This is a genomic window from Jiella sp. M17.18, assembly GCF_041027365.1.
GTDB lineage: Bacteria > Pseudomonadota > Alphaproteobacteria > Rhizobiales > Rhizobiaceae > VKMB-3413.
Genome location: NZ_JBFTEH010000003.1, coordinates 284,618 through 307,900, shown reverse-complemented (window position 1 = coordinate 307,900; position 23,283 = coordinate 284,618). Strand labels below are relative to the sequence as shown.

General features: G+C 68.3%; 20 protein-coding genes. 12 read left to right on the top strand and 8 right to left on the bottom strand.

Going from position 1 to position 23,283, the window contains the following annotated elements; all coding sequences use genetic code 11:
- Positions 1-111: 111 nt before the first annotated feature.
- The 4 genes from AB5S17_RS07810 (at position 112) to hisA (ending at position 7,544) form a co-directional block, all read left to right on the top strand.
- Positions 112-1,485, top strand: coding sequence for an efflux RND transporter periplasmic adaptor subunit (locus AB5S17_RS07810; RefSeq protein WP_369237910.1), 1,374 nt, complete (start codon positions 112-114; stop codon positions 1,483-1,485).
- Positions 1,482-4,700 carry an efflux RND transporter permease subunit gene (locus AB5S17_RS07805; protein WP_369237908.1) on the top strand — a complete coding sequence of 1,073 codons (3,219 nt, stop codon included), beginning with the start codon at positions 1,482-1,484 and terminating at the stop codon, positions 4,698-4,700. Before AB5S17_RS07810 ends, AB5S17_RS07805 begins: the two co-directional genes overlap by 4 nt.
- Positions 4,701-4,842: 142 nt before the next feature.
- Entirely contained in the window at positions 4,843-6,690 is a 1,848-nt protein-coding gene (locus AB5S17_RS07800; RefSeq protein WP_369237906.1) for an ATP-binding cassette domain-containing protein, read from the top strand.
- A gap of 116 nt (positions 6,691-6,806) precedes the next feature.
- Positions 6,807-7,544, top strand: a complete 738-nt coding sequence (gene hisA, locus AB5S17_RS07795) for a 1-(5-phosphoribosyl)-5-[(5-phosphoribosylamino)methylideneamino]imidazole-4-carboxamide isomerase (RefSeq protein ID WP_369237904.1) — start codon at positions 6,807-6,809, stop codon at positions 7,542-7,544.
- 264 nt (positions 7,545-7,808) lie between these two features.
- Here the strand turns inward: hisA and cysK are convergent, their stop codons facing one another.
- Complete coding sequence (gene cysK / locus AB5S17_RS07790; RefSeq protein WP_369237902.1) at positions 7,809-8,837, bottom strand: cysteine synthase A; 1,029 nt, start codon at positions 8,835-8,837, stop codon at positions 7,809-7,811.
- Between the two features lie 287 nt (positions 8,838-9,124).
- Between cysK and AB5S17_RS07785 the strand changes: the two genes are divergently transcribed.
- Positions 9,125-9,928: a GGDEF domain-containing protein gene (locus AB5S17_RS07785; RefSeq protein ID WP_369237900.1), complete on the top strand. Its 804-nt coding sequence runs from the start codon at positions 9,125-9,127 to the stop codon at positions 9,926-9,928.
- 104 nt (positions 9,929-10,032) lie between these two features.
- Here AB5S17_RS07785 and dut read toward each other — a convergent pair whose 3' ends face one another.
- The 6 genes from dut to ubiE form a co-directional block, all read right to left on the bottom strand.
- Positions 10,033-10,488, bottom strand: a complete 456-nt coding sequence (dut, locus tag AB5S17_RS07780) for a dUTP diphosphatase (RefSeq protein WP_369237898.1) — start codon at positions 10,486-10,488, stop codon at positions 10,033-10,035.
- Positions 10,485-11,720, bottom strand: a complete 1,236-nt coding sequence (gene coaBC / locus AB5S17_RS07775) for a bifunctional phosphopantothenoylcysteine decarboxylase/phosphopantothenate--cysteine ligase CoaBC (protein WP_369237896.1) — start codon at positions 11,718-11,720, stop codon at positions 10,485-10,487. Before coaBC ends, dut begins: the two co-directional genes overlap by 4 nt.
- Positions 11,717-12,115: a type II toxin-antitoxin system VapC family toxin gene (locus tag AB5S17_RS07770; protein ID WP_369237894.1), complete on the bottom strand. Its 399-nt coding sequence runs from the start codon at positions 12,113-12,115 to the stop codon at positions 11,717-11,719. The genes coaBC and AB5S17_RS07770 overlap by 4 nt, the downstream gene beginning before the upstream one ends.
- Positions 12,112-12,414 (bottom strand): hypothetical protein, encoded by a 303-nt coding sequence (locus AB5S17_RS07765; RefSeq protein ID WP_369237892.1) that lies wholly within the window; start codon positions 12,412-12,414, stop codon positions 12,112-12,114. Before AB5S17_RS07765 ends, AB5S17_RS07770 begins: the two co-directional genes overlap by 4 nt.
- 164 nt (positions 12,415-12,578) lie before the next feature.
- Complete coding sequence (gene ubiB / locus AB5S17_RS07760) at positions 12,579-14,165, bottom strand: 2-polyprenylphenol 6-hydroxylase (protein ID WP_369237890.1); 1,587 nt, start codon at positions 14,163-14,165, stop codon at positions 12,579-12,581.
- Positions 14,166-14,186: 21 nt separating this feature from the next.
- A complete protein-coding gene (ubiE, locus tag AB5S17_RS07755; RefSeq protein ID WP_369237888.1) occupies positions 14,187-14,966 on the bottom strand; it encodes a bifunctional demethylmenaquinone methyltransferase/2-methoxy-6-polyprenyl-1,4-benzoquinol methylase UbiE in 780 nt (259 codons plus the stop codon).
- Positions 14,967-15,106: 140 nt separating this feature from the next.
- Here ubiE and mutM point away from each other — a divergent pair, with 140 nt between their 5' ends.
- From mutM to AB5S17_RS07740, 3 genes are all read left to right on the top strand, one after another.
- Positions 15,107-16,000, top strand: a complete 894-nt coding sequence (mutM, locus tag AB5S17_RS07750) for a bifunctional DNA-formamidopyrimidine glycosylase/DNA-(apurinic or apyrimidinic site) lyase (RefSeq protein WP_369237886.1) — start codon at positions 15,107-15,109, stop codon at positions 15,998-16,000.
- Positions 16,001-16,152: 152 nt separating this feature from the next.
- Positions 16,153-16,926 carry an enoyl-CoA hydratase gene (locus AB5S17_RS07745; RefSeq protein ID WP_369237884.1) on the top strand — a complete coding sequence of 258 codons (774 nt, stop codon included), beginning with the start codon at positions 16,153-16,155 and terminating at the stop codon, positions 16,924-16,926.
- 411 nt (positions 16,927-17,337) lie between these two features.
- Positions 17,338-18,216, top strand: coding sequence for a hypothetical protein (locus AB5S17_RS07740; RefSeq protein WP_369237882.1), 879 nt, complete (start codon positions 17,338-17,340; stop codon positions 18,214-18,216).
- Positions 18,217-18,526: 310 nt separating this feature from the next.
- Here the strand turns inward: AB5S17_RS07740 and infC are convergent, their stop codons facing one another.
- The gene (gene infC, locus AB5S17_RS07735) at positions 18,527-19,066 is read right to left on the bottom strand and encodes a translation initiation factor IF-3 (protein WP_369238334.1); all 540 of its coding nucleotides are present in this window, start codon (positions 19,064-19,066) and stop codon (positions 18,527-18,529) included.
- A gap of 242 nt (positions 19,067-19,308) precedes the next feature.
- On the opposite strand from infC, the gene AB5S17_RS07730 reads away from it, so the two are divergent.
- The 4 genes from AB5S17_RS07730 to AB5S17_RS07715 all read left to right on the top strand — a co-directional run bounded on the left by AB5S17_RS07730 (position 19,309) and on the right by AB5S17_RS07715 (position 23,273).
- Complete coding sequence (locus tag AB5S17_RS07730; protein ID WP_369237880.1) at positions 19,309-20,115, top strand: alpha/beta hydrolase; 807 nt, start codon at positions 19,309-19,311, stop codon at positions 20,113-20,115.
- A 381-nt stretch (positions 20,116-20,496) separates the two neighbouring features.
- Positions 20,497-21,024, top strand: a complete 528-nt coding sequence (locus AB5S17_RS07725; RefSeq protein ID WP_369237878.1) for a transglutaminase-like cysteine peptidase — start codon at positions 20,497-20,499, stop codon at positions 21,022-21,024.
- A gap of 238 nt (positions 21,025-21,262) precedes the next feature.
- Complete coding sequence (locus AB5S17_RS07720; protein WP_369237876.1) at positions 21,263-21,454, top strand: hypothetical protein; 192 nt, start codon at positions 21,263-21,265, stop codon at positions 21,452-21,454.
- A gap of 334 nt (positions 21,455-21,788) precedes the next feature.
- Positions 21,789-23,273, top strand: coding sequence for an MFS transporter (locus AB5S17_RS07715; protein ID WP_369237874.1), 1,485 nt, complete (start codon positions 21,789-21,791; stop codon positions 23,271-23,273).
- The last annotated feature ends 10 nt before the right edge of the window (positions 23,274-23,283 follow it).

The following is a 23,283-nucleotide window of genomic DNA, read 5'->3' as shown; positions in this document are numbered from 1 at the left end:
AGATCGTAACGAATTCAGTGAGAAAGCTGCCTTAGTATCGGCTAGGCTGCGGCGGCGCAGACCCCAGGGGTAAATGACACTCCCGACAGCACGGACCGCGACCTTTCGCCGATGGCCTTTCTGAAGCAGATCCTCGTCACCATCCTCGTTCTGCTCCTCGCGGGGGCGGTCTATCTGAAGTTCGATCCGGAAGCCGCCCGCCCCCTGCTTTCGCCCGACACGTCGCTGCCGGCCCCTTTGCGCACCGCCCTCGTCTGGATTGCGCCGGAGGCCGCTGGTCCCCCACCGGTGGGACCCACCGAGGCCGCCGGTGGCAGACACGGCCGCGGCGGACCGACCCTCGTCGTCACCGATCCGGTCAGGGTCGGCCGCACCAGCACGCAGATGCGCGCGATCGGCACCGGCGAGGCACAGCACTCCGTCACCGTCTATCCCGACAACACGACAGGCATCGTCGACGCGGTGGCGGTGAATTCCGGCGACAGGGTGAAGGCCGGGGCCGTGCTCGTCCAGCTGGAGCAGGCCACGGAGGAACTGGCGGTTTCGCGCGCGCAGATCGCGCTCGACGCGGCCGAGGCCAAGCTGCAGCGCTATGAGAGGCTGGCACAGGCCCGCACCGCCTCCACGGTCGAGGTCGACGACGCCATACGCGCGCGGGACAACGCCAAGCTCGATCTGCGCTCCGCGCAAATCGCGCTCGGCAAACGGGCGATCCGGGCGCCGCTCGAAGGCCGTGTCGGCATCGTCGGCGTCGAGAAGGGCGATCTCGTCACCAGCCAGTCGGCGATCGCGACGGTGGACGACCGGTCGAAGCTGAAGGTGATCTTCTATACGCCGGAGCGCTTCGTCGACGCGCTGAAGGTCGGCCTTCCGATCGAGGCCGTCTCCACCGCGCAGCCCGGCAAGGTCTATCAGGGCCAAATCAGCGCGATCGATTCGCGCCTCGACGAGGCGAGCCGCACGCTGAAGACCGAGGCCTTGATCGACAATTCCGCCGATACGCTTCGGCCCGGCATGTCCTTCACGATCTCGCTGTCGCTGGAAGGCCGCGACTATCTCTCCGTCGATCCGATCGCCGTCGTCTGGGAGCGAACAGGGCCGATCGTCTGGCAGGTCGAGGGCGGCAAGGCGAAGAAGGTTCCCATCCGCATCGTCGAACGCAATATCGACCGCGTGCTCGTCGCGTCCAAGGCGCTTGCGGCGGGCGACCCGGTGATCGTGGAAGGGCTGCAGTCGGTTCGCGAGAACGGCCCGGTGACGGTTCAGAACCAGCCGGCCCCCGCGACGCCGAGGACGGGCGCCGATGCGCCTCAGGGTGGCGCGGCCCCTTCGAGCGAAAAGACCGCGTCGTCCGGCGGTCCCGCCCCCGCCGCGTCCGCCGGCGGCGCACCCGGCCTCGTCGAGGCCCGCGCCGACGAACCCCGCCAGTCGGCCGAGACATCGTCCGCCACCAGTCCCACGCCTGCCGCGAGCACCGCTCGATGAGCGGCGGCAAGCCGATCGACGGGCTGACCGCTTTCACCAGCCTGTTCATCCGCCGGCCGGTGCTGACGATCGTCATCAACCTCCTGATCGTCGTCGCCGGCCTTGCTGCCCTCGGCGCCGTTGAAATCCGCGAACTGCCGAACGTCGACCGGCCGGTGATCACCGTGACGGTCGACTTCGAGGGCGCCTCGCCGGAAACGGTCGACCGGCAGATCACCGGCCAGATCGAGAGTGCCGTCGCGCGCGTTTCCGGCATCGCGTCGGTCTCCTCGCAGTCGCAGTTCGGCTCCAGCCGGGTGACCATTGAGTTCACCGACAAGACCGATCTCAACGTCGCGGCGAGCGACGTGCGCGACGCCATCGGGCGGATCGTGAAGGCTCTTCCGGACGGCGCCGACGAGCCGCGCATCGTCAAGGCCGATGCCGACGCGCAGGCGATCATGCGGCTGGCGGTCACCGCGCCGGGGATGAAGATCGAGGACCTGACGACCCTCGTCGACGACCGCATCACCGATCAGCTCTCCGCCGTCGACGGCGTCGCCGACGTCCAGGTCTACGGCGACCGCGAAAAGCTGATCTATGTCGACATCGACCCGGACAAGCTCGCGACCCGCGGCCTGACGATCGGCAATGTCGCGACGGCGCTGCAGAGCGTCGCCATGGACGTGCCGGCCGGCTCGCTCGCCTCGCCGACGCAGGAGCTGATCGTTCGCGCCGACGCCAATGTCGACACGCCGGAGGCCTTCGAGAAGATCTATCTCGACAGCCGCACAAGGCTCGGCGACGTCGCCAATGTCCGCTTCGGCCCGGACCAGGAAGGCACCCAGCTCCGCGTCAACCGGATGACCGGCATCGGCCTCGGCATCGTGCGCCAGGCCGGTTCCTCCACCCTCGACATTTCCAGGGGCGTCCGGCGCGAGGTCGCCAATCTCAACCGGACCCTGCCGGACGGCGTGTCGGTCCGCGTCACCAGCGACGACGCCGTCTTCATCAACGGTGCGCTGCACGAGGTGGAGCTCGCGATCGGCCTCGCCGTGCTGATCGTCGTCGCGGTGATCTTCCTGTTCCTCCTGAACCTGCGCGCGACCTTCATCCCCGCGGTGACCATGCCGATCGCGATGATCGGGGTCATCAGCTTCATCTATCTCGCCGGCTTCTCCATCAACATCCTGACGCTGCTCGCCCTGGTGCTGGCGACCGGCATGGTGGTCGACGACGCGATCATCGTCCTCGAGAACATCGTGCGCCGGCGCGACATGGGCGTGCCGCCGAAGGCCGCGGCGGTGCTCGGCACGCGCGAGGTGTTCTTCGCGGTGATCTCGACGACGGCGACGCTCGCCGCCGTCTTCGTACCAATCTCCTTCCTGCCCGGCCAGGCGGGCGGGCTGTTCCGCGAGTTCGGCTTCGTGCTCGCCAGCGCCGTCGTCATCTCCTCCTTCATCGCGCTGACGCTCTGCCCGATGCTCGCGGCGCATTTCCTGAAGGCGCGCGAGGACGAGACGGCGCCCGGCCTGTTCGCACGGGCGACGCAGTGGATCGGCGGCCGGCTCGCCGGCCTCTACGCCGTCTGCCTGCGGTTCTGCCTCGCCTTCCCGCTGCTCGTGGTGATCGGCGCCGGCCTCTTCTCCTTCGCCGCCTACACCGTCTTCCGGACGATGCCGCAGGAACTGACGCCGTCGGAAGACCGCGGCGTCGTCCTGATGCGCATCAGCGCCCCGCAGAGCGCCAGCCTCGACTATACGAGCGTCGAGGTGCGGCGCGTCGAGGACGTGCTGATGCCCTATGTGAAGAGCGGCGAGGCCGACAACGTCTTCGCCATGACCGGGCGCGGCGGCTCCAACCAGGCCTTCGTCGTCCTCAGCCTCGTCGACTGGGCGAAGCGCCAGCGCTCGCAGCAGGCGATCGTGGCCGAGATCAACGGCAAGCTGCGCGACATCGCCGGTGTCCGGGCCTTCGCCATCCAGCCGAATTCGCTCGGCATCCGCGGCGGCGGCCAGGGCCTGCAGTTCGCCATCGCCGGCCAGAACTTCGGCGAACTGGCGCAGAGCGCCGACAAGCTGCTGGCGGCGATGCAGAAGGACGGGCGCTGGGGCCTCGTGCGGCTGTCGCAGGACGCCACGCAGCCGCAGCTCTCGGTGAAGATCGACCGCACGAGGGCGTCCGATCTCGGCATCGACGTCACCGGCCTCGCCACCGCCATGCAGGCGGTGCTCGACGGCGACGAGATCGGCCAGACCTACATCCAGGACAAGCAGGTGCCGATCCGGCTGATCTCGACCAGCGATCCGGTCAACGATCCCGGCGATCTCAGCAACGTCTTCCTGAAAGCCAAGGACGGACGGATCGTGCCGATGTCCTCGGTCGCGAGCGTCGAGGAGAAGCCGATCGCGCCGACGCTGTCGCGCGAGAACCGCGCCCGCGCCGTCGGCCTCGCCGCGCAGCTGCGGGACGGCTACTCGATCCAGCAGGGCTGGACCGACGTGCAGGAACTGGCGAAGACCATCCTGCCGCCGACGCAGCGCCTCGTCCCGCTCGCCGAGGCCGCGACCCTGAAGGAGACCAATAACGGCCTCGCCATGGTCTTCGGCTTCGCCGTCGTGGTGGTCGTCCTGGTGCTGGCGGCGCAGTTCGAGAGCTTCGTCTCCGCCCTCATCATCGTCGCCACCGTGCCGCTCGGCGTCGCCTGCGCGATCTTCGCGCTCAACTTCTTCGGCGAGAGCCTCAACCTCTACAGCCAGATCGGCCTCGTCCTGCTCGTCGGCATCATGGCGAAGAACGGCATCCTGATCGTCGAATTCGCCAACCAGCTGCGCGAGCGCGGCATCGCCCTGCGGCCGGCGATCGAGCAGGCGGCGCTGATCCGGCTGCGGCCGGTGATGATGACCATGGTCGCGACGGTCGTCGGCGGCGTGCCGCTGGTCTTCGCCTCGGGCGCCGGGGCCGAGGCGCGCATCTCGCTCGGCTATGTCATCGTCGGCGGCCTCGGCCTCGCGACCTTCTCGACCCTGTTCGTCACGCCCGTCGCCTATCTGATCCTCGGGCGGTTCTCGCAACCGGTCGCCGAGAAGACCGCCGAACTCCACCGCGACATCGCGGCGGCGGAAGCGGAGTACGGAGCCGGGCACGAGGGGTCGGCGTCCCTTCCGGCGGAGGAGCCGCGCAAGGGACGGCGGGGAGAAGCGCCTGACGACGGCGCCTTCGCGCCGGCGGAATAGCGAGGAGGCCGCTCGGACCTCCCGTTCGGGCCGGTTCACGCGCGGCGACCGGACGGGCGGGCAGCCGCCCTGCCCTTCGCCTTCGCCTTCGCCTTCGGAAAATCCGATTCCGATTTGCCGGGCGATGCTCTAGAACGCGGCCATGGCACCCCCTCCCCTTCTCCGCCTCGACGGCGTGCGCCTCACCTTCGGCGGCACGCCGCTGCTCACCGGCGTCGAACTCAATGTCCTTCCCGGCGACCGGATCGCGCTGGTCGGGCGCAACGGCTCGGGCAAGTCGACCCTCCTGAAGATCGCCGCGCGCCAGGTCGAGCCCGACGGCGGCGAGGTCTTCCTGAAGCCCGGCACGACGCTGCGCTACCTGCCGCAGGAGCCGGACTTCGGCGACTTCCGCACGGTCGGCGACTACGTCTCCTCCGGCCTCGGGCCGGCCGACGATCCGTACCGGGTGACGATGTGCCTCGACGCCCTCGGCCTCACCGAGGACATGGTGCCGGCGAACCTCTCCGGCGGCGAGGCGCGGCGGGCAGCGCTCGCCCGCACGCTGGCGCCGGAACCGGACATCATCCTGCTCGACGAGCCGACCAACCATCTGGACCTTCCGACCATCGAGTGGCTGGAGGGCGAGATCCGGTCGATGAAGAGCGCCATGGTGGTGATCAGCCACGACCGCCGCTTCCTCGACACCGTCACGAAGGCCACCGTCTGGCTCGACCGGGGCACGGCACGCCGGCTCGACGAAGGGTTCGCGGGCTTCGAGGGCTGGCGCGACAAGCTGCTTGAGGAGGAGGAGCGCGACCTCCAGAAGCTCGACCGCAAGATCGTGCGCGAGGAGCACTGGCTGCGCTACGGCGTCACCGCAAGGCGCACCCGCAATCAGCGCCGGCTGGAAGCGCTGCACACCATGCGCCAGGAGCGGCGCGACGCCCGCCGCGCCGTCGGGCAGGCGGTGATGCAGGCGGGCGAGACGCGCGAGAGCGGCAAGCTGGTGATCGAGGCGGAGGGCATCTCCAAGGCCTATGACGGGCGCGAACTCGTCAAGGACTTCTCGACCCGGATCGCGAGGGGCGACCGTGTCGGCCTCGTCGGGCCGAATGGCGCCGGCAAGACGACGCTCCTGAAGATCCTCATCGGCGAACTCCAGCCGGATTCCGGCCGCGTGCGCATGGGCACCAATCTCGACCTCGCCTTCCTCGACCAGAAGCGCGCCGCCCTGCGCGACGACCTCTCCGTCTCCGACGCGCTCACCGACGGGCGCGGCGATCAGGTGATGGTGAACGGCGAGGCACGCCATGTCGCCGGCTATCTGAAGGACTTCCTGTTCGCCCCCGAGCAGATCCGCACGCCGGTCGGCAACCTCTCCGGCGGCGAGCGGGCGCGGCTCTTGCTCGCCAAGACGCTGGCGACGCCCGCGAACCTCCTCGTCCTCGACGAGCCGACCAACGATCTCGACATGGAGACGCTGGACCTGTTGCAGGAGCTGATCGCCAACTATCCCGGCACCGTGCTCCTCGTCTCCCACGACCGCGACTTCCTCGACCGCACGGTGACCAGCGTCATCTCGCCGGACGGCACCGGCCGCTGGCTGGAATATGCCGGCGGCTATACGGACATGCTGGCGCAGAAGCGCGAAGCGGCTGCTGCGTCGCCGGCAAAGGGCGGCGGCAAGGCCTCGGCACCGTCTCCCGGCAAGGCGGCGCCGGCGGGTGGCCAGACGTCCGGAGGCGGCGAAGGCGGCGGCAAGTCCGCAACGTCGAAGCTGTCGTTCAAGCAGAAGTTCGCGCTGGAGACCCTGCCGAAGACCATGGCCGGCCTCGAAGCCTCGATCGCCAAGGCCGAGGCCGAGATGGCCGATCCGAACCTCTTCTCGAAGAACCCGCAGCGCTTCCAGACGCTGGCAAAGACGCTCGACGAGGACCGGCAAGCGCTGGCGAAGGCCGAGGACGAGTGGCTGGAGCTGGAGATGCTGAAGGCCGAGATCGAGGGCTGACCCGCCCGAACGGCGCGGAGCCGTTCGGCTGGCCTGACCGCCGCCTCTGTGACACACAGCATCCGCCAGGCGCGCGCCAAACGCCCCATGACGAACCCCATGCAGACGGTGCCCCGATGATCCTCTATCCCGCCATCGACCTGAAGGACGGCGCCTGCGTGCGCCTCAAGCTCGGCCTGATGGAGGAGGCGACGGTCTACAATCCCGACCCCGCCGGCCAGGCCCGCGCCTTTCAGGACGCCGGCTTCAGCCATCTCCATGTCGTGGACCTCAACGGCGCCTTCGCCGGCAAGGCGGTCAACGATGCGGCGGTAGATGCAATCCTCGGTGCCGTCGGAGCAAAGATGAAGGTGCAGCTCGGCGGCGGCATCCGGACGATGGCCGACATCGAGCGCTGGCTGGAGAAGGGCCTCGCCCGCGTCATCCTCGGCACGGTGGCGGTGCGCGATCCGCAGTTGGTCAAGGACGCGGCGAAGCGCTTCCCCGGCAAGGTCGCCGTCGGCATCGACGCCAAGGGCGGCAAGGTCGCCGTGGAGGGCTGGGCGGAGACGTCGGAGCTGTCCGCCGTCGATCTCGCCCGCCAGTTCGAGGACGCCGGGGTCGCGGCGATCATCTACACCGACATCGATCGCGACGGGGTGCTCGCCGGCATTAATTGGGAGGCGACCATCGCCCTCGCCGAAGCGATCCGGGTCCCGGTCATCGCATCCGGCGGCCTCGCCTCGATGGACGACGTCCGGCGCCTGACGCAGCCGGACGCGGCGAAGCTCGAGGGCGCGATCTCCGGCCGCGCGCTCTATGACGGCCGCATCGATGCAGCGGAAGCGCTCAAGGTGCTCGCCGGCCGGCGGTAGGCCGGATAATCGCCTGAGAAACCGCGCGATCCGTGTCGCTCCGATCTCCCCCCTTGTGGGGGAGATGGGTGGCAACCAAGAAGGGCGTAAGGAACCGCCGCCGCCGCGAGCCGCACTCGAAAGAGCGAGGAGACGAGATTCCCTTCGGCTTACATCCCTCTGCCTGCCGGCATCTCCCCACAACGGGGAGATCCTGCTGCTTGCCTCACCTGGGCGCCCTTCATCGGGCGCCGCTCGGGGACTACCTCCTCATCCGTCAATCGGTCAGATCGACGGCGCGCCGCGGCGCGGCTCCTTGTCCTCGGCCTCGATGTCCAGTCCCTCGAAGAGGGCGGTCGAGAGGTAACGCTCGGCGAAGGACGGGATGATGACGACGATGTTCTTGCCCGCCATGTCGTCGCGCTGGCCGACCTTGATCGCCGCCGACAGAGCAGCTCCGGACGAGATACCGACCGGTACGCCTTCCAGCCGCGCGACCAGGCGGGCGATCTCGAAGGATTCGTCGTTGGTGACCTGCACGACCTCGTCGTAGATCTCGCGGTCGAGGATCGCCGGTGCAAAGCCCGCGCCGATGCCCTGAATCTTGTGTGGGCCGGGTTCGCCGCCGGAGAGGACGTGCGAGGCCTCCGGCTCGACCGCGACGACGCGGATACCGGGCTTTCGCTGCTTCAGCACCTGACCGGCACCGGTGATCGTGCCGCCGGTGCCGATGCCGGCGACCAGCACGTCGACGCTGCCGCCCGTGTCGTTCCAGATCTCCTCGGCCGTGGTGACGCGGTGGATCTGCGGATTCGCCGGATTCTCGAACTGCTGCGGCATCACCGCATCGGGAATCTCGGCGATCAGTTCCTCGGCCTTGGCGATGGCCCCCTTCATGCCTTTCGCCCCCTCCGTCAGGACGAGATCGGCGCCGAGGAGCCGCAGCATCTTGCGCCGCTCGATCGACATCGTCTCGGGCATGGTCAGGATCAGCCGGTAACCCTTGGCGGCGGCGGCGAAAGCGAGCGCGATGCCGGTGTTGCCGGAGGTCGGCTCGACCAGCGTCGTCTTGCCCGGCTGGACCTTGCCGTCCGCCTCGAGCTTCTCGATCATCGCGACGCCGATGCGGTCCTTCACGCTGGCGATCGGGTTGAAGAATTCGAGCTTGGCGAGAAGGTTCGCCTTCACGCCCTTCTCGCGCGCCAGCTTGTTCAGCCGCACGATTGGGGTGTCGCCGATCGTGTCGACGATGGAGTCGTAGATCTTGCCGCGGCCTTTGGTGCGGGCCTGGCTCCCGGTGGCAGGCTTGTCCATGAGGATCCTCCGTCTGCGGCGGCCATTCGCAAGCGGCCGTCTGTGAATTCGACGACCCCAATCTAGGTCAGGATGCCGCAGGCGTTGAGGTCATCCCATGCCAAAGCCGTGCCGCTTGCCGGAAAACCGTTCCCGCCAGCGCGCCCTGCCGGCACGAAGGCCGGAAATGCCGTCGATCGCTCGATTGCGACGGATTGGCGAAAGATTTTGTTTCTGCGGTCGCGGCATGATGGGCGCTCGGGGACGGAAGGAGAGTTTGGTTCGCCGGTGCGCCGGGGGAGATCGTCATGCGTCGCTCGTTTGCCCATGTTCAGGCCATCTGCGGTGAGTTCCTGTTGATCGTGGGGGCGGTGACACTCGTCTCCCTCCTCGCGGCCTTCACGCTGTTCAAGCCCTATGGCGAGGGAGCGCTGCTGAACGCGCTCGTCCTTTCGGTCGCGATCCCGCTGATCAGCGCGATCCCCTACCTCATCTACATCGCTCTGCGCGTCACCAATCTCATGGCCGACAATGACGGTCTGCAGCGGGCCGCCACCACCGACCGGCTGACCGGCGTCCTCAACCGCCAGGGCTTCGACCGCAGGGTGCGGCGGCACATCCAGGCGCTCGCGGGGCCGACGAGCCATGGCCTCCTCGTGCTCATCGTCGATGCGGACCACTTCAAGCGCATCAACGACCGGCTCGGTCATCCCGTCGGCGATATCGCGCTGAAGAAGATCGCCGCGACGCTGCAGCGCTCGATCCGGTCCAGCGATGCGGTGGGGCGGCTCGGCGGCGAAGAATTCGTCGTCTCGCTTCCGTGCACCGATCCGGAACAGGGCATGGCGATCGCCGAGCGCCTGCGCCTCGCGATCAACCGTCATGTCGTCGGCCAGGGCACGAAGAGCGCGCAGCTGTCCGTCTCGATCGGCGGCGCCTTCCTGAAGACGCCGCAGCCCTTCGACCGGATCTACGCCGTCGCCGACGCGAACCTCTATCGCTCGAAGCAGGACGGCCGGAACCGCTGCACCATCACCTCGATCGCCGCCGGCGGCCGCGGGCATCTGCGAACTCCGTCGGCACGGCCGCTTGCACTGGTCGACGCGCGGTAGGCGCAAGCCGCGGGGTCGAGCCGATGCGCCGCCGCTCGGCATCCCGGCTCCGCCTTGCCCCTCACGCGCCGCTCTCGCCTCGCGGGCGATGAACAGCAGGCTCGTCAGGACAGGCCGGTGGAGCCGAAGCCGCCGGTGCCGCGAGGCGTTTCGGTCAGCTCCGCCGCTTCAAAAAAGCGCGCCCTCGCCACCGGCGCGACCACGATCTGCGCAATCCGGTCTCCCCGGGCGATCGTCACCGGCTCGGTGCCGAGATTGACGAGGATCACCATCACCTCGCCGCGATAGTCGCTGTCGATCGTGCCCGGCGTGTTGAGGACGGTCACGCCGTGGCGCGCCGCGAGCCCGGAGCGCGGGCGCACCTGCACCTCGAAGCCGTCGGGGATTTCGAAGCTCAGCCCGGTCGGAACGAGGGCCCGGGATCCCGGCAGGAGTTCCAGGGGCTCCGCGATCGCCGCTCGAAGATCCGCCCCGGCAGCGCCGGCGGTGGCATAGTGCGGCAAGGCGAGGCCTTCGCCATGCGGCAGCCGGCGGATGGCAACGGTCGGCGCGCTCGTCATGCCCGCTCCGCCGCGTCCAGTCGCGCGGCAATCCAGGCCGCCAGCCGCCGCGCCACCTCGGTCTTGTCCATCTGCGGCCAGTCCTCGACCCCCTCGCGGGTCAGGATATGCACCGTGTTCGCCGTCCCCCCCATCACCCCGCCAGCTGCCGAAACGTCGTTGGCGACGATCGCGTCGGCTCCCTTGCGCTCGAGCTTCGCCGCCGCGTGTTGCAGGAGATTGTCGGTCTCTGCGGCGAAGCCGACGACGAGACGCGGCCGGTTCGGCGCATGTCCGATGGTCGCGAGGATGTCCGGGTTCTCCGCCAAGGGCAGGCTCGGCGGGCCGGCGTCGCCCTTCTTGATCTTGGCCTCGCTCGCCGCCGCCACCCGCCAGTCCGCGACCGCCGCAACGAAGACGGCAATGTCGGCCGGCAGCGCCGCTTCGACGGCGGCCAGCATTTCGCGCGCCGTCTCCACGTGCCGCGCGGCAACGCCGGCGGGATCAGGGATCGAAACGGGACCGCTCACCAGCGTCACCTCGGCGCCGAGCGCGGCGAGCGCCGCGGCGATCGCATGGCCCTGCCGGCCGGAGGAGCGGTTGGCGATGTAGCGCACCGGGTCGATCGGCTCGTGCGTCGGACCGGAGGTGACGATGGCGCGGCGTCCGGCGAGCGGGCCGGCGGCCGGCGCTTCTCGCCCTTCCGCGAACAGAGCCTCCGCTGCCGCCACGATCTCCAGCGGCTCGGCCATGCGACCGATCCCCGCTTCGCCGCTCTCGGCCATCTCGCCCGCCTTCGGGCCGACGAAGCGCACGCCGTCGGCGGCGAGTTGGGCGACGTTGCGCCGGGTCGCCGGATGGTCCCACATCGCCGGGTTCATCGCCGGCGCCATCAGCACCGGCGCCCGCGTCGCCAGCAAGACCGCCGTGGCGAGGTCGTCAGCCGCGCCATGCGCGCTGCGCGCCATGAAGTTCGCCGTCGCCGGTGCGACGATCATCGCGTCCGCACCGCGCGCGAGACGGATATGCCCGACATCGTGCTCGTCCTCGCGGTCGAAGAGGTCCTCGAACAGCTTCGACGCCGAGAGGGCGCCGACGGCAAGGGGCGTGACGAAATGCTTCGCCGCCGCGGTCATGACCGGGGTGACGATGGCGCCCCGTTCCCGCAGCCGGCGGATGAGGTCGAGCGCCTTGTAGGCCGCGATGCCGCCGCCGATGACGAGGAGAATGCGTTTGTCGGACAGAGAACTCATGCCACGCGAACCAGTTCGACATCGGTATGGCCGAAGTCGTCGCCCTTGAACAGCAGCGGGGCGCCGAGCGACAGGGCGAGGGCGTAGGAGAAGCAGTCGCCGAAATTCAGCCGCGCCGGGCTGCCCGATCCGCGGCCGTAGCGCCGCCACGCGCCGGCGATGTCGGCCTGTGCGGCGTCGAAGGGTATGACTGTGATCTTGGAACCGTCAATCAAGTCGCGAACCAGATCCGCGCCCTCGACCGGAAACCGGCTGCTCGCCACAATGTGGGCCTCCAGCATAGTCGGCGCAGCAATTGCCAAATTCGCCGCAGCTGAGATGGTCAACATCAGCTGGCCTGCGTCGGGCTCGCTTTGAATGATCGCGATGATGGCCGAGGTGTCGACCACGATCATTCGACAAAGCTCCAAAGCTCGTCGGTGAACGCCTTCTGGTCAAAGGGCTCATCAAGCTTGCGCCCAAGCGATTGGAGAAGCTTCAGAACCCTCTCTTGTTCTCCCGGAGAGCGACGCGGCTGCCCCTTCAGGAACGTGTCCGCGTTTCTTTGCTCGGGCTTGAGGGCCTCGGCTCCCGACACCCGCGCCGTCAGCACCCCCTTCGCTTCCTCTTCGACCGAGCGGCCGTTGGCGCGCGCGATCGCCTCCAGCCGGCGCAGGGCGTCGTCGTCGAGATCGGGGATGGTCAGGCTCGCCATGGTTGCCTCGCAAGAAAGGCCGCGGCGCTTCGCCGCTTCGCCTTCCAATCTAAGCGGCGCCGGGCGGGCGGGCAACGGCTCGGCGCGAGCCAGGCCATCCCGTGGCGCTCCGGCTGTGGCCGCTTCGGCGGAGACTCATAGACCCCGGCGAAGCGGGTGGCGCCTCAGCCGAAGATCAGCGCCGCTGCGATCCCCACCAGCGCCAGCGCGATGATGCTGCGCTCGATATGGCCGAAGACGATCGAGGTCTTGGAATCCTTCACCAGCTCGACCAGCGTGTCGTCGTTCAGCCTGAGGCCGTTCTCGATCAGCTCCGGCAGCTGCGTCGACAGGACGTCGAGGCCGACGGCGAAATCCGGCAGGCGGCGGGCGAGCCGCGCCACCGCCTCGATGCCGGCCCGCGCGTCGCGCAGCTTCGCCGCGGGGCCGAGCTCGTTCATGATGTAGTCGGAGACGACGGGCTCGGCCGCGACCCACATGTTGAACTTCGGATCGAAGGTCCGCGCGACACCCTCGACGACGACCATGGTCTTCTGCAGGAGGATCAGCTCGGGGCGCGTCTCCATGTCGAACAGCTCCGTCACCTCGAAGAGCAGCGACAACAGGTGCCCCATCGAGATGGTCTCGGCCGGCTGCCCATAGATCGGCTCGCCGATGGCGCGCAGCGCCTGCGCAAAGCTCGCGACATCCTGGTTGCGGGGCACGTATCCCGCCTCGAAATGCAGTTCCGCGACCCGCCGATAGTCGCGCCGGATGAAGCCGTAGAGGATTTCCGCCAGGAAACGCTTGGAGTTGTCCGACAGCCGCCCGACGATGCCGAGATCGACCGCGACGATCGCCCCGTCGGGCGCGACGAACAGGTTCCCCTGATGCATGTCGGCGTGAAAGAAGCCGTCGCGCATGGCGTGACGGAGGAAGGACTGCACGACGGTGACGCCGAGCTGCTTCAGGTCATGGCCGGCCGCCGCCACGGCGGCGACGTCGTTCATCTTGATGCCCTCGATCCACTCCATGGTGAGGACGTCGCGGCCGGTGCGCTCCCAGTCGATGCGCGGCACCCGGAAATCGAGGTCGTCGGCGGTATTGTCGGCCATTTCCGAGGAGGCGGCGGCCTCGAGGCGCAGGTCCATCTCGATCTTGGTCGACTGCGCGAGGGTCTGGACGATCGCGACGGGCCGCAGCCGGCGCGAGGAGCGCACGAAGCGCTCGAGAAAGCGCGCGATGAAGCCGAAGGCCTCCAGTTCGCGGCGGAACTGGCTCCTAATGCCCGGCCGGATGACCTTGACCGCCGCGATGCGCTCGGTGCCGTCCTCGTTGCGGATCCGCGCCTTGTAGACCTGCGCGATCGAGGCGGCGCCGACCACCTCGCCGAGGTCGATGAAGAGATCCTCGACCTTGCGCCCCAGCGTCGTCTCGATCTCGGCGACGGCCTGCTCGCGGGGAAAGGGCGGCACCTTGTCCTGCAGGCTGCCGAGGGCCCGGGCGATGTCCGGGCCGACGATGTCCGGCCGCGTCGCCAGGAACTGCCCGAGCTTCACGTAGGAGGGCCCCAGGCGATGCAGCGCGCGGGAAAGATTGTCGGAACTCGCCCGGTCCTCCGCCGAGCCGCGCGCCATCAGCCGCGCGACGCCGTGCATCAAGAGCGCGCCCGGCGGCAGGCCGTCGGTCGGGAAGGCGGCGAATACGCCTTCGCGCGCCAGAACATAGACTGCCCGAACGAGCGCGAGCGTACCGTAGACGGGATTGGCCAAGGCTTCGTTCGCCCAGTCTTGTCAGAATTTCCAGCCGGAATGGATTGCCGCGATGCCGCCAGACAAGTTGCGGTAGTCGACGCGCTCGAAGCCGGCTTCCCGGATGGCGGTGGCAAAATTCGCCTGGTTCGGAAAGCGGCGGATCGATTCCACCAGATATTCGTAGGATTCGCGGTCGCGCGCCACCATCTCGCCGATCCGCGGGATCGCCTTGAACGACCAGGCCTCGTAGAGCCGGTCGAGGCCGGGCATGTCGACCTCGGAAAACTCAAGGCACATGAAACGGCCGCCGGGCTTCAGGACCCGGTACGCCTCGGAGAGGGCGACGCCGATCCGCGGCACGTTCCGGATGCCGAAGGCGATCGTATAGGCGTCGAAGCTGGCATCGGGAAACTTCAGGGATTCGGCGTTGTTCTCGACGAACACGAGATTCTCGTCGAGGCCGCGCTTGGCGGCGCGCTCGGCGCCGACGCCGAGCATCGATGCGTTGATGTCGACGACCGTGCCGCGCGCCCGCCGGCGCGAGGCCTCGACGATGCGGAAAGCCACGTCGCCGGTGCCGCCGGCGACATCGACGAACTCCCAGCCGGCCCGGTGCGGCGGGCTCAGCCAGGCGACCATCGCGTTCTTCCAGAGCCGATGCATGCCGCCCGACATCAGATCGTTCATCAGATCGTAGCGCTCGGCGACCCGGTGGAAGACGGCGTTGACGCGCTCCTGCTTCTCGGCACCACCGGTAACGGTCGAATAGCCGTAGGCGGTCTCCATGGCATCGGCGCCGGTCACGCGGGTCTGCGACATCACTTCACCTTCGTTGCAACGCATCGCGCCGATGCGGATATAGGCGGAAGAGCCGCAGCGCGTCCCGGCTTCGGGGCGTCAGAGCGGCGATTCGCGCGAGGAGGGCCTCACGCGATCCTGGATGTGGGACTTAAGCGAAAATGCCGGAATTGCCAGAGGTGGAGACGGTGCGCCGCGGTCTTCTCCCCGTTCTCGAGGGCGCGCGGATCGAGCGCGTCGACCTCAGGCGGCCGGATCTCCGTTTTCCCCTGCCCGAGAACTTCGCCGAGCGCCTCGCGGGACGGCGGATCGAAAGCCTCTCGCGACGTGCCAAATATCTGATGGCCGACATCGAAGGTGGCGCGGTGCTGGCGATGCATCTCGGCATGTCCGGGTCGTTCCGCATCGAGAGCCGGGAGGGCACGAGCCTGCCCGGCCAGTTCGTCCATCCGCGCTCGACTGAACGGCTGCACGACCACGTCCGCTTCGAGGTGGTGTCGCGCGAAGGCACGCCCGCCTCGGTCGTGTTCAACGATCCGCGGCGCTTCGGCTACATGACCCTCGTCGCCCGCTCCGACCTCGGCGCCCACCCCTATTTCCGCGGTCTCGGCATCGAGCCGACCGGCAACGCTCTTTCCGGCGCGGCGCTGGCACCGTCCTTCGCAGGGCGTTCGGCGCCGCTGAAGGCGGTGCTGCTCGACCAGCGGGTGATCGCCGGCCTCGGCAACATCTACGTCTGCGAGGCCTTGTGGCGCGCCCGCCTGTCGCCGCGAAGGGCGGCTGGCACCCTCGTGAACACCAACGGCGCGCCGACCCGGCGGCTCGAGGACCTCGCGGTCCATATCCGCGAGACCATCGCCGATGCGATCGCGGCGGGCGGCTCCTCGCTGCGCGACTACCGACAGGCGGACGGCTCGCTCGGCTATTTCCAGCATTCCTTCGCCGTCTACGATCGCGAGGACCAGCCCTGCCGGCACGAGACCTGCCGCGGCATCGTCAAGCGAATCGTCCAGTCCGGCCGCTCGACCTTCTTCTGCCCCGTCTGCCAGCGGTGACGGCGCGGCCGCGGCGCGGCCGCAGCGCGCGGAAAGGCTTTGGTCGTCAAGAAGGGGCGACGTCCCGCCGGATTGCGTTCGCGGGATCGATCGGCCACTCATGGCAACAAGGGCGTCGGTCGGCGCCCACACCGTCCGTTTGGGAGGACCGCATGGCCTACGACACGATCAAGGTGGAGACGCGCGGCCGCGTCGGACTGATCACGCTGAACCGCCCGAAGGCGCTGAATGCGCTGTCGATCCAGATGATGCACGAGATCCTGCAGGCGATGGGCGGGTTCGGCGGTGACGCGAAGATCGGGGCGGTCGTCCTGACCGGCTCGGAGAAAGCCTTCGCCGCCGGTGCGGACATCAAGGAGATGCAGCAGATCAGCTTCGCCGATGCGGCTCTCGCCGACCTCTGGGGCGAGTGGGAGACGTTTGGGCGGTTCCGCAAGCCGACGATCGCGGCGGTCGCAGGCTATGCGCTGGGGGGCGGCTGCGAGGTCGCGCTGATGTGCGACTTCATCATCGCCGCCGACAACGCCAAGTTCGGCCAGCCGGAGATCACCCTCGGCACGCTGCCGGGCATGGGCGGCACGCAGCGCCTCGCCCGCTCCATCGGCAAGGCCAAGACCATGGACCTCTGCCTGACCGGCCGGCTGATGGACGCCGCCGAGGCCGAGCGGTGCGGCCTCGTCGCCCGGATCGTGGCGGCGACGGATCTGATCGAGGAGGCGCTTCGTGCCGCCGAGAAGATCGCGGACTTCTCCCTGCCCGCCGTCATGATGGCCAAGGAATCGGTCAACCAGGCCTTCGAGACCCCTCTTTCCCAGGGGCTGCGCTTCGAGCGCCGCCTGTTCCATTCGACCTTCGCAACCGACGACCGCGCGGAAGGCATGGAGGCCTTCGTCCAGAAGCGCAGCCCGCAGTTTCGCAACCGCTGAGGACGTCCTGGCGGGTTCGACGGGCGGGCGGGCACATGAAGCTCGGGCCGACGGCCCATGCGGGCGCCCTACGGTGTTCGCCGAGGGTCATCGGCCGCGGCAATAGCGGACGAGTCACGGGCTGCGGCGGTCGTCGGCGCTGACAGGCGAGGTCGGACGTGACTGCCGGCCGAATGTCGACCACTCCGCGGGATCGGCCGGCCGCGCTCGGATCCACGGCGCGGCACGCAACGGCTCCGCAGATCACGATATTCGCCCGAGTAAAAAAGTCATAAGCCTCGCAGACGAAGAATAAGCTTCGTCTGACGGACTCGTGATCAGCTGTCGCGGCGTCGAAACGTTCACAACGCTCTTGCCAATTTCGGCTGCCGATGGAATCATTCTCGCGGGGCTGCATCGTGGCAAGATAAAATGCTCATCCATTTTCCTGGCCGGCTCGACCTGGTTCGAGATGCGCTCCCCTTTGCATCCGTTTCCCCCGCCAACTGGCGCGTTGTTCTGCGTGCGGCGGAACGGATTCTCCCTCGCTGTAGAATTCGGCTGGACGCGGTGACCCTCGGCGTCGCCGATGTCGGCAAGGCGACGCTCGCCGTCGGCGGCTCGGCCGGGAACTCGTTCGACGAAGCGGGCCCGTGCGGCGGCCTCGCCAGCCTCGCCGCCGGATCGATCTTCGAGATCGACGGCGCGCCGGAGTGGCGCATGGCGCCACACGAATGGGTCCCGCCGGAGCCCTCCGCCAGCTGCGGCGCCGGGCTGGTGCTCGAGGCGCGGCCGGGCCTGCGCTGGGTGTTCTCGGCGCTGGGTCCTGCCGGTGCAGGCCGATCCTACGTGCCGGCCATCCGCGCCGTTCTTCGCCGACTGGCGCCGGAGTTGCAGCAGGCCTTCGCGGTCTCTCACGGGCTCGGGACGCAGCGACAGCCGCCACGCACGGCCATCGAGGCGGCGTGGGACCGGCTGGAAACGCCCGTCATGCTGCTCCGTGCCGACATGTCGGCGGAAGCCATGAACGTCGCGGCCGAGGAACTGCTGTCGGCACGGCGGCTGTTCATGCCGCCCGGCCCCGGGCATCGGCTGAGAGCAGCCTCGCCCGCGGACCGGGAGCGGCTGTTGCAGGCGGCCGAGCGGATCCGCGGGGGGCTGCGCAAACGCGCAAGGCTGGTTCTGACAGGTAGGCGCAGGGACGTCGCGCTGCCGGTGGAACTGTCTCTGGCCGGCGGAACGGAGGGCCACCGTCCCGGCGATCAGTGCGGGCTCCTGGCGGTGTTCGGCGAAATCGCCGACCGCCGCTGAGCGCAATCCTCGACGTCCGCTCCGTCGCGGCATCGGGCAAACCGATCTGCCGCCATCTCTGCAAAGCGGCGGCTCGCGCATCTCTGCTTTGCGCGCCGTTACGTGCTCGGCAGGGAGATTCCCGCGACCACGCGCTCATCTCTCCATGGGACACAGCGGACGGCAAAGCCGATGGATATGCGGCTTTGGAGCGCCGGAAACGAGACGACGAGCCTCTGTCTCGGCGGATGCCAGGATCGGCATCGGCCGAGAGGGACAAGGCGATCACGGGCGGCGGACCGGCGAGCGCAGCTCCGCCGCTCGGGGACTGTCAGCCGCGGGGCGCCAGCACCATCATCATCTGACGGCCTTCGAGCTTCGGCTCGGCTTCGACCTTCGAGAAATCGGCGGTCTCTTCGCGGACGCGGTTGAGGAGCTGCATGCCGAGTTCCTGGTGCGCCATCTCGCGCCCGCGGAACCGCAGCGTCACCTTCACCTTGTCGCCCTCGTCGAAAAACCGGCGGACCGACTTCATCTTGGTCTCGTAGTCGTGCTCGTCGATGTTCGGACGCATCTTGATCTCTTTGACCTCGATGGTCTTCTGACGACGGCGCGCCTCTGCGGCCTTCTTCTGGCCCTCGTATTTCAGCTTGCCGAGGTCGAGGATCTTGCAGACGGGAGGATTGGCGGTCGGCACGATCTCGACGAGATCAAGCCCGGCCTCCTCCGCCAGCGCCAACGCTTCAGAAGTGTCGGTGGGGCCGCGGTTCTGGCCCTCTGCATCGATCAACTGGACCTGCGGAACCCGGATCTCCCGGTTCGAACGCGGCCCTTCCTTCTGGGTCGGGGGTGCACGAAATGGTCTGCGAATGGTCGTTTTCTCCTGTTTTTGACGACGAACACTGCATATAGGGACGTGCGGACGAAATGCGACCGCTGCCGCATCCGATTGCCCGCGTCACGCGTCGAGCACGGCCTTATAGCATCTGCCGGGCGCTTTGGCACGCCCGGCGTGCCACAAAATGGCGGTGGCGGCCTCGCGTTCCGGCTTTGCGGAGGCGATGACGCGGTCTTTTGCGCGATGCGCCCTCCCGCCGAACGACGGAGACCGAGATGACCGAGAAGGACGCGATCGACCAGCCAGGGACGCTTCTCGTCGGCACCGGCGAGAACGCCCGACAAATCGGGTTCCGCAGCCGCCCGGGCGCCGAGCCGACGCTGGTCTGGCTGGGCGGCTACCGCTCCGACATGCGCGGCACCAAGGCCGAGCATCTCGCGGCGACGGCGGCGGACGCCGGTCTCGGATTCTGCCGGCTCGACTATTCCGGCCACGGCATCTCCGGCGGCCGCTTCGAAGACGGCACGATCAGCCGATGGACCGAAGAGGCGGCCGCCGTCATCGCGCACGCGGTCTCCGGCCGGATGATCCTCGTCGCCTCGTCGATGGGCGCCTGGATCGCGCTCCGCCTCGTGCAGCGCGCCGCCGAATTCGCCCTCTCCGGCCGGATCGCCGGCCTGCTCCTCCTGGCGCCCGCGCCCGACTTCACGCACCGGCTGATGAAGCCGCAGATGAGCGAGGAACATTTCCGCGCGCTTCGCACCGACGGCTTCTTCACCGAGCCCTCCGAATACGGGCCGGAGCCGAACATCTACACGCGCGCGCTGTTCGACGACGGCGACGCGAACCTCGTGATGGAAGACCTGATCGAAACGCACTGCCCGGTGACCATCATCCAGGGCATGTCCGATCCGGACGTCCCTTACCAACATGCGCTGGAACTCGTCTCGCACCTGCCGTTCCACGGCGTGGTGACGACCCTCGTACGCGACGGCGACCATCGGCTCTCCCGTCCGCAGGATCTCGCCCTGATCCGGCGGGCGGTCCTGGATCTGGCGGATTCGATCGCCAAGGAGGGCTGACAGAAAGGTTCCATGAGCGTAGCGATTTCATCACGTTAGCGGGCAGCTGTGTCGGTTTTGTCACGCTCTCGAAGTCCGTTTCCGGAAGCCCTTCCAAAACAAACACTTGCCCCTAAGCGGCGGGACGCCAGGCAGGCGCACCGGGCCAGATTTCGGCCGGTCGGACCGCAATATCTGGTGCGAAGCTTGAAAATGCCCTCCTGAGGGCACTGCCCAATCGATTGACAGCTCTCCGGATTGCTCCGAACATCGCCACCTAACGATCCTGTCGACTGCGCATGAGGGGGGCTCATGGTGGAAATTCGCGCGATTGGCGCCACGGCATTGCTGTGCCTTGCGATGGCGGCTCAGCCGGCTGCGGCCGAGGTCCGAGGACCCTTCATGACGATCGGCGCGCAGACCAGCCGACCGATCGGCCACGAGCAGTTCTGCCATGTCCATCCGGCGGAATGCCGTCCCCTGGATGCGCACCAGAGTCACCGGCCGCTGAAGCTCACGCCGGCGATGATCGTCGCCATCTCAGCCGTCAACACGGGCGTCAACGTCGAGATCAAGCCGGAGTCGGACCAGAAGGTCTACGGCGTGAAGGAGTGGTGGGCCTATCCCGACAAGAAGGTGGGCGACTGCGAGGACTTCGCCCTGTTGAAGCGGCGCATGCTGCACGAGATCGGGATCGACCTGTCGGATCTGCTGATGACCGTGGTGCGCAAGCGCGACGGCGAAGGCCATGCCGTGCTGACGCTGCGCACGACGAACGGCGACTTCATCCTCGACAACTTGAACTGGAAGGTGATCCCCTGGAACGAGGCGCCCTACACCTTCCTCAAGCGCCAGGATCCGCGCAATCCCGGCGCTTGGCAGCAGATCAACGACGGCACCGAAGTGCTGGTCGGGGCGGTCGCGAAGTAGCGGCTGCTGCAGCCGTCTCGGCGCCACGCCATGCCGGCGCGATGCCGAGGGCAGCACTCGGGCGAAGACAGCGCGGACATCCGGCGGGTGGAGCTGACGGCTTCCCCGCCGCGTGCGTCGCGGCAACGGCCGGTTGCCGCAGGCGGGCGAAAATCCGCCCTTCCTTAAAACAGTTGATAGACCGAGACAGTTTCGTTCCCATACGATTGAGGGGCATCCTGACTCGGGAAGGCAGACGATGCCCACGGAAGACGACATCCAACTCGCCGAAGAAGTCGAGTCTGCCCTGCGAGCCCTCGGTATCGCCGATGTGCGCACCCGCAAGGACCCGCGTCTCGGGCCGCATGTGATGGCGCTGCGCAGCGGCCAGGAAGAAAGCCTTTCGGACGGCGAGCGCGCCGCCGCCCCCGAGGCCGGCCAGAACGACTGACAGCCATCTGCGCCAGCGCCCGAACCGCCGGCCGCCACAGGGTCCCCCTCCATCGCCGAACCGAGCCTGATCCCGGTCACATCCCCGGCTCGCGCCCTCGCCTGTTTCGTCTCAATGCGCGTCCAGCGGCGGGTCCGTTCTCGGCCACGCATCGCACCGTCGCGCCACAGTCAGACAGATTGACAGCGAACATCTTCGCCGGCGCCGCGGCGCAACGATCCCTCCGCCACTCGGGTTAGGTCCGGGATAGTGGGATCGGCGACGGATCGACGCAGGTCGATCGGGCCGGGGACCGCCTGGCTCGAGGATTTCCGTGACGGACACACATGATTCTATGACCGCCGAAGTCATTGCGGCTGGCGAAAAGCGGGCCGAAGAGACGGTGGGCGGTCCCGCACGTCTGCGCGTCGTGCTCATCCTGGCCGCAATTCTCGCGCTCGACACCGCCGACAAGGCCACCGTGTCCGCCGTCGCCGGCAGCCTCAAGGACGCCTTCGACATCGGCAACGCCCAGATCGGCATCCTGATCGCCGCCGTCTCCTTCATCGGTGCGGTCTTCACCCTGCCCTTCGGCGTCCTCGTCGACCGCATCCGTCGCACGCGCATCCTGGTCGTCGCCATCGCCGTCTGGGGCATCGCCATGCTGGTGAGCGGCCTCGCGAACTCGTTCGCCTTCATGCTGTGCGCCCGGATCTTCCTCGGGGCCGTCACGGCGACGGCGGCGCCCGCCGTCGCCTCGCTGACCGGCGACTTCTTCCCCGCCCGCGAACGCGCCAGCATGTACGGCATCATCCTCGCCGGCGAGATGGCCGGCGCCGGCGTCGGCTTCTTCGTCTCCGGCGAAGTCTCCTCCTTTCTCGACTGGCGCTGGCCGTTCTTCGTCATGGCGCTGCCCGCCTTCGCGCTCGCCTTCGTGATCTGGCGCTACCTGCCGGAGCCGGCGCGCGGCGGCCAGAGCTGGATCATGCCGGGCGAGCGCGAGGTGCGCTCGCAGGAAGACGTCGAAGAGGGCGCCGAGCCGCCCCCGGAAGCGGAGCAGGACACCGCCGAAGCGGGCGCGTCGGCGCATGTGCAGGAGGAGATCATGGATGCCGGCGTGAAGCCGCATCCGGACCTCGTCCTGACGCAGGATCCGAGCAAGCGGAGCCTGTGGTGGGTGCTGCGATACGTCCTGAAGATCCCGACCTATGTGCTGCTCGTCATCGCCTCGGCGCTCGGCTACTACTTCTTCGCCGGGATTCGCGCCTTCGGCTTCATCTATCTAACCGAGCACTGGGACGTCTCGCGCGCGCTCCTCAGCGGCCTGCTCATCGTCATCGGCATCGGCGGACTCGCCGGCGTGACGCTCGGCGGGCGGCTGTCGGAATATTTCCTTTCGCGCAAATACCACGACATCCGGATCACCCTGCCGGGCATCGCGATGGTCCTCGCCGTCTGCTGCTTCGCCCCCGCCATCTGGACGACCAGCCTCATCCTCGGCGTCGCCCTCCTCACCCTCGGCGCGCTGTTTCTCGCGGCGGCGAACCCGTCGATCGACGCGGCCCGCCTCGACATCATCGTCCCCACCCTCTGGGGCCGTGCGGAAGCCGGCCGGATGGCCTTGCGCGCGCTTCTGGAAGGGGCCGCGCCGATGCTCTTCGGCTTTGCGTCGGGCTGGCTCGGCGGCGGCGAGAGCGGGTTGAAATGGACCTTCCTGATCATGCTGATACCGCTGATCATCGCGGCATCGCTCGCGATCCCCGGCCACAGGACTTATCTCCGCGACGTCGCCACGGCCGGCAAGTCGGCCGAGCGGCTGGCCCGGAAGAAGGACAGCTGAGGCACTCGCG

Coding starts and splice junctions, on each gene's coding strand:
- AB5S17_RS07810 (WP_369237910.1), top strand. CDS start 112: ATGGCCTTTCTGAAGCAGATCCTCGTCACCATCCTCGTTCTGCTCCTC.
- AB5S17_RS07805 (WP_369237908.1), top strand. CDS start 1,482: ATGAGCGGCGGCAAGCCGATCGACGGGCTGACCGCTTTCACCAGCCTG.
- AB5S17_RS07800 (WP_369237906.1), top strand. CDS start 4,843: ATGGCACCCCCTCCCCTTCTCCGCCTCGACGGCGTGCGCCTCACCTTC.
- hisA (WP_369237904.1), top strand. CDS start 6,807: ATGATCCTCTATCCCGCCATCGACCTGAAGGACGGCGCCTGCGTGCGC.
- cysK (WP_369237902.1), bottom strand. CDS start 8,837: ATGGACAAGCCTGCCACCGGGAGCCAGGCCCGCACCAAAGGCCGCGGC.
- AB5S17_RS07785 (WP_369237900.1), top strand. CDS start 9,125: ATGCGTCGCTCGTTTGCCCATGTTCAGGCCATCTGCGGTGAGTTCCTG.
- dut (WP_369237898.1), bottom strand. CDS start 10,488: ATGACGAGCGCGCCGACCGTTGCCATCCGCCGGCTGCCGCATGGCGAA.
- coaBC (WP_369237896.1), bottom strand. CDS start 11,720: ATGAGTTCTCTGTCCGACAAACGCATTCTCCTCGTCATCGGCGGCGGC.
- AB5S17_RS07770 (WP_369237894.1), bottom strand. CDS start 12,115: ATGATCGTGGTCGACACCTCGGCCATCATCGCGATCATTCAAAGCGAG.
- AB5S17_RS07765 (WP_369237892.1), bottom strand. CDS start 12,414: ATGGCGAGCCTGACCATCCCCGATCTCGACGACGACGCCCTGCGCCGG.
- ubiE (WP_369237888.1), bottom strand. CDS start 14,966: ATGTCGCAGACCCGCGTGACCGGCGCCGATGCCATGGAGACCGCCTAC.
- mutM (WP_369237886.1), top strand. CDS start 15,107: ATGCCGGAATTGCCAGAGGTGGAGACGGTGCGCCGCGGTCTTCTCCCC.
- AB5S17_RS07745 (WP_369237884.1), top strand. CDS start 16,153: ATGGCCTACGACACGATCAAGGTGGAGACGCGCGGCCGCGTCGGACTG.
- AB5S17_RS07740 (WP_369237882.1), top strand. CDS start 17,338: ATGCTCATCCATTTTCCTGGCCGGCTCGACCTGGTTCGAGATGCGCTC.
- AB5S17_RS07730 (WP_369237880.1), top strand. CDS start 19,309: ATGACCGAGAAGGACGCGATCGACCAGCCAGGGACGCTTCTCGTCGGC.
- AB5S17_RS07725 (WP_369237878.1), top strand. CDS start 20,497: ATGACGATCGGCGCGCAGACCAGCCGACCGATCGGCCACGAGCAGTTC.
- AB5S17_RS07720 (WP_369237876.1), top strand. CDS start 21,263: ATGCCCACGGAAGACGACATCCAACTCGCCGAAGAAGTCGAGTCTGCC.
- AB5S17_RS07715 (WP_369237874.1), top strand. CDS start 21,789: ATGACCGCCGAAGTCATTGCGGCTGGCGAAAAGCGGGCCGAAGAGACG.